Raw genomic sequence first — 1,255 nt, 5'->3', positions numbered from 1 at the left:
CTGCGGGGGGAGCGTCGGCCGGGTTCCGGTCGTTGCCGCCGGCGGACCGTCGGTCGGAGGCGGGACCGGCCCGATGGCGGGCGCGGGCCACTGCGGGCCGTGGCGCGCGGCGGACCGCTGCGCGTCCGCCGTGCCGGTCGCCGTCACCGCGCCTCCTCAGCCGATCACTCGCCGCGACGTTGGTGCCGCCCATCGTAAGGGCCCGGACCGACGGGGCGCGGGCCCGGTTGTCCACAGGGGAGGACGCGGGGGTAGCAGAACCGCGACGGGGCCGCTACCGTCAGCGACGAGTTCCGCTGACCCGCGCCCGCCGTGCTCGACGTCCCGGGCGGCGCGAGCGGCGCGCCCGGCGAGCGGGTGCGTCGACGGCCAGCCACGACCGAGGAGACGAGGTGACGTCCGGGGTGTCCCAGACCCAGGCAGAAGCAGCGGTGATGCAGCAGACCGCCGCGAAGTTCGAGCAGGTCGACCAGTCGTTGCAGTCCATGCTGAGCGGCCTGTTGGCCGAGCTGGAGGTGTTGCAGCAGGCCTGGCGCGGCGCCGGTGGGCGCTCGTTCGAGCAGGTCAAGCAGCAGTGGTCGCAGGACCAGGCGGCGCTGCAACGCGCGTTGCGCGAGACCGCCGGCGCCATCCGCACGGCCGGTCAGCAGTACGACGTCTCGGACGCCGAGGCCGCCAGCCGGGTGTCCACCACCAACCGCGGCGGCATCCAACTGCCGCTCTGACCCCTGACCCCGGGGAAGGGAGACCTCCGATGGACCACGGTGTGCTGGTCGTCAACTTCGCCGCGCTGCAACAGGCCGGCGCGGACATCCAGAAGGCGTTGAACACGCTCGACTCGCAGCTCGGGCAGCTCGAACGCGACGCCGCCCCGCTGGTGGCGAGCTGGTCGGGCGAGGCTCGGCAGGCCTACGAGCAGCGGCAGGCCCGCTGGCGGTCCGCCTCGCAGGACCTCCAGACCATGCTGCGCGACATCAAGCTCGCGGTGGACGACTCCGCGGCCGACTATCTCGACACCGAGAAGAAGAACGTCGGCCTGTTCCAGTGAGCCCGGCGGTGGTGGCGCCGACGCGGTCGGCGCCACCACCGTTTCCGGCCTCAGGTGTGCCCGACCGCCACCGCGGCGCACGGTCGAGACCGCGCAGGTGTGCCCGGCGTGCCGCCGCGGCGCGCGGCCGAGAATGCGCGTCAGGCGGGCCCGGCGGGCTGCCAGCGGCGCCGGGCGCCGCGCGGGACCACCAGGGCGAGCAGCACC

Annotated in this window: 2 protein-coding genes; both read left to right on the top strand. The window is 74.7% G+C overall.

The window, feature by feature from the left end:
- Window positions 1-404: 404 nt before the first annotated feature.
- The gene (locus NCC78_RS31755) at window positions 405-725 is read left to right on the top strand and encodes a WXG100 family type VII secretion target (protein ID WP_250799137.1); all 321 of its coding nucleotides are present in this window, start codon (window positions 405-407) and stop codon (window positions 723-725) included.
- 29 nt (window positions 726-754) lie between these two features.
- A complete protein-coding gene (locus NCC78_RS31750; protein ID WP_250799136.1) occupies window positions 755-1,048 on the top strand; it encodes a WXG100 family type VII secretion target in 294 nt (97 codons plus the stop codon).
- Window positions 1,049-1,255: the final 207 nt, after the last annotated feature.

This window comes from Micromonospora phytophila, from assembly GCF_023656545.1.
In the GTDB taxonomy this organism is placed as follows: domain Bacteria; phylum Actinomycetota; class Actinomycetes; order Mycobacteriales; family Micromonosporaceae; genus Micromonospora; species Micromonospora phytophila.
Note: the sequence above shows the minus strand (reverse complement) of the source record. Positions and strands in the feature narration are given on the sequence as shown.